Genomic DNA, 3840 nt, shown 5'->3' on the forward strand with positions numbered 1-3840 from the left:
CTCAACATGGCATTGAACTAGGTTTTAAAATCCCTACGATCAACACAAGCTACTATTCTTTCATGGGTGCTAAACTAGAATACAGAAGGATGTATAGCCTTTTCCTCAATTATGTGTTTGCTTACTAAAAACCCTCTTTAAAAAAGGGGTTTGTTTAAAAACGCTTGAAAGCCTTTTTAAATTAAGCAAATAAAGAGATCTTGGATAATCTCTTATAATCGCTCTCAAGCGATAAAATTAAAGTGATCAAAACCCTATTTTTGCAATCATTAAAGAAAAATTTTTAAAGATTATCACTCTTTTTTGATAAAGTAATAATTTAGAATTTAGGGAGTTTTTCATGGAAGAATCAACAGCGTTTATTTTGGCTCTTGTGGGGCTATTCACCGGCATCACCGCTGGGTTTTTTGGTATTGGTGGGGGGGAGATTGTCGTCCCTAGCGCGATTTTTGCCCATTTTAGCTATAGCCATGCGGTGGGTATTTCGCTCATGCAAATGCTTTTTTCTTCAGTGGTCGGCTCTATCATCAATTACAAAAAGGGCTTATTGGATTTGAGAGAAGGCTCATTTGCCGCGCTTGGAGGGCTAATGGGGGCGATTTTAGGGAGCTTTATCTTAAAAATCATTGACGATAAAATTTTAATGGCTGTGTTTGTGGTGGTGGTATGCTACACCTTTATCAAATACGCTTTTTCTAGCAACAAGAAGCCAGAGCATTTTGAAGAAATGCATTTTGATTTGCATGCGAATAACAAAACGCCAGAAAAAAAGCGCGCAATCCCTTTTGTGTCTATGGATAGAACGCATGGGGTTTTGATGCTCGCCGGTTTTGTTACCGGCATTTTTTCTATCCCGCTAGGCATGGGTGGGGGGATTTTAATGGTGCCGTTTTTGGGCTATTTTTTGAAATACGATTCTAAAAAAATCGTGCCTTTGGGGCTATTTTTTGTGGTGTTCGCTTCTTTATCTGGGGTCATTTCTCTTTATAACGGGAAGGTTCTTGATGATATAAGCGTTCAAGCAGGGGTGATTACCGGTATTGGAGCGTTTTTAGGGGTGGGCATTGGCATCAAGCTCATTGCTTTGGCTAATGAAAAGGTGCATAAAATCCTGTTGCTCCTCATTTATGCTTTAAGCATTTTAGCGACTTTACACAAGCTCATTATGGGGTAAAAATCTAAAAACGCTCAAGGGCATTTTTAAAATTAATATCAAAAAGCTTTCATGAGCAAGCGATAATCTCTAAAAAAGCGCTTCTTTAGGGTTAGGGGGGTTTAGTTTGGGGGTTGTAATGGGATAACCCCCTACCCCCTTAAAAAATGAGTTTGAAACAAAAAATAAAATTAAAAACCCCATTTTTAAAAAAATAAAAAGTTTTAGTTATCTTTATTTGATGAGAACAAAAACATAAAACTTAAAAAAGAATATTTTCGAGGTAAGGGTAATTAAAAAATGAATTATTTAGGGCGTATTTTAGCGTTTTTTAAAATAACCCATAAGATAAACCCAAACGCTTAAACCCCCCTCATTTTAACCCCCATTAGGGGGCTTAGTCATTACCCCTTAATGCGTTTTTTTATCTTGGATGTATTTTTTCAATTCACCCTTTTTGATATAAGGGATAAACTCGCCATAACCCTCTTTTTCCATGTCTTTTAAGGGGATAAACTTTAAAGCCGCGCTGTTGATACAATACCTTAAGCCCCCTAATTCTTTAGGCCCGTCGTTAAACACATGTCCTAAATGCGCCTTACCAATACGGCTCAATACCTCAATGCGTTTCCTGTTAAGGCTCTCATCGTCTTCGTATTTCACCACATCTTTATTGATGGGCTTAGAAAAGCTAGGCCATCCGCAACCGGAGTCGTATTTATCCGCTGAAGAAAATAACGGCTCGCCTGTGGTAATATCCACATAAATGCCCTCTTCTTCTTTGTTGTAATACTCATTTTCAAAAGGTTTCTCAGTGTGTTTGTTTTGAGTCACCTCATACTGGAGTTTGGTGAGTTTTTTCTTTAAAACTTCATCGCTTGGTTTGGTGTATTTATCGTCATCCACAATCACTTCATCCGCCTTTTTCAAATCAATATGGCAATAGCCACCGGGGTGTTTTTTCAAATAATCCTGGTGGTATTCTTCAGCCCTCACATAATTTTTTAACGGCTCTACCTCAATGGCGATTTTGCCTTTCACTTCTTTTTGTAACGCTTTTAAGGCGTGATCTATCACTTCTCTATCCGTGCTATTGACATAGTAAATCCCTGTGCGATACTGCCTGCCCACATCATTACCTTGCTTGTTCACGCTCACCGGATCAATCACCTTAAAATAATAACGCAACAACTTGTCTAAACTGATCTTTTTAGGATCATAGACCACTTTCACGCTTTCAGCATGATCGCTCTCATGCAATTTTTCATAATTCGTGCTTGAAGTCTTGCCATTAGCGTAACCGGAGCTTGCGTCTATAACGCCATAAATCCTCTCCATATACGCCTCTAGCCCCCAAAAGCACCCCCCAGCCAAGTAAATCACTCTTTCATCGGTTTTAGGGTGTTTAGCCCCCATGCTTTCATTCGCTTGCATAATCGCTCCTATTAGTAAAAAAAGATAAAAATTTTTCAAGTAAGATAATACTTTCATTGAATAACCTTTGTTTTAATTTTAATGGTGTCCGCCATTATAACTAAAAAAGATGGCAATTGTTCTTTAAATTGAGTTTAAATTTCAATAAGGCTTTGTTCTACTAGGTAACAAAAGTTCATCACATCCACTCAACAATCTTACCCACCACATTGGCTTCATAGCATTTGATAGAGGTTTTTTGACTGGGTTTTTTGGGCAAAATGGCTTTTAAAAACCCATAATTTTCCATTTCTTTCAATCTAGCGTTCAAATTAGGGGCTTCTAAAATCCTACCATTCAAACTCACTTCGCCCAAAAACGCCGTTTTATTGTCAATTTTTCTGTTTTTAAAGCTTGAAAGGATACTGGCAATGACCGCTAAATCGCAAGCCGGCTCGCTAATCTTAATGCCTCCGCTCACATTAATGAACACATCATGGCGGTTTAAAGGGATTTCTAGTTTTTTTTCTAACAAAGCGATGAGCATGTTAAGGCGGTTGGTGTCAAACCCGTTCGCTAATCGTTTGGGCGCTCCGAAACTGCACTCGCTCACCAACGCTTGGATTTCTAAAATCAACGCTCTTGAGCCTTCTAAAGTGATGGTAATCGCACTCCCCTCCATAGGCTCTTCTTTGGAAAAAAACAAGCTTGAAGCTTCCTTAGCGCTCACCAAACCCTGCTCTTTCATCTCAAACAAGCCGATTTCACTCGTAGGGCCAAAGCGGTTTTTAAAACTCCTTAAAATCCTTAGTTCCCTACTGGGATCGCCCTCAAAATACAGCACGCTATCTACCATATGCTCTAGCACTCTAGGCCCTGCGATGCTCCCTTCTTTAGTGATATGGCCGATGATAAAAATAGCAATATCTCTTGTTTTGGCCAAACGCATGAGCTCAAAAGTGATCTCTCGCACTTGCGAAATAGAGCCGGGCGCTGAAGAAATCTCTGGCGAATAAAGCGTTTGAATGGAATCAATCACGCAAGCAAAATAATTTTCGCTTTCAATATTCGCCTTAATCACGGGCCAATTGATTTCATTGAGCAGATACAATTCTTTTTCTACGCAATCCAATCTAGTGGCGCGCATTTTAATCTGACTCAAGCTCTCTTCCCCGCTCACATACAAAACCTTTTGCTGGTTTTTGGCTAAGCCAGAAGCCACTTTTAAAAGCAAAGTGGATTTCCCCACCCCAGGACTCCCCCCCACTAAATAC

At 39.3% G+C, this 3840-nt stretch carries 4 protein-coding genes; 2 read left to right on the plus strand and 2 right to left on the minus strand.

Going from position 1 to position 3840, the window contains the following annotated elements:
- Both CXY28_RS08415 and CXY28_RS08420 read left to right on the plus strand, forming a co-directional pair.
- On the plus strand, positions 1-128 hold a 128-nt coding region (locus CXY28_RS08415), incomplete at its 5' end, for an outer membrane beta-barrel protein (protein WP_001980378.1).
- A 212-nt stretch (positions 129-340) separates the two neighbouring features.
- Positions 341-1174: a sulfite exporter TauE/SafE family protein gene (locus CXY28_RS08420; RefSeq protein ID WP_000393018.1), complete on the plus strand. Its 834-nt coding sequence runs from the start codon at positions 341-343 to the stop codon at positions 1172-1174.
- A 390-nt stretch (positions 1175-1564) separates the two neighbouring features.
- Here the strand turns inward: CXY28_RS08420 and msrB are convergent, their stop codons facing one another.
- Both msrB and radA read right to left on the minus strand, forming a co-directional pair.
- Complete coding sequence (gene msrB, locus CXY28_RS08425; protein WP_100980471.1) at positions 1565-2644, minus strand: peptide-methionine (R)-S-oxide reductase MsrB; 1080 nt, start codon at positions 2642-2644, stop codon at positions 1565-1567.
- A gap of 121 nt (positions 2645-2765) precedes the next feature.
- Positions 2766-3840, minus strand: a 1075-nt coding sequence (gene radA, locus CXY28_RS08430) for a DNA repair protein RadA (RefSeq protein ID WP_100980473.1), incomplete at its 5' end; no start/stop codon positions are given.

The organism is Helicobacter pylori (genome assembly GCF_002832345.1).
In the GTDB taxonomy this organism is placed as follows: Bacteria; Campylobacterota; Campylobacteria; order Campylobacterales; family Helicobacteraceae; genus Helicobacter; species Helicobacter pylori_CP.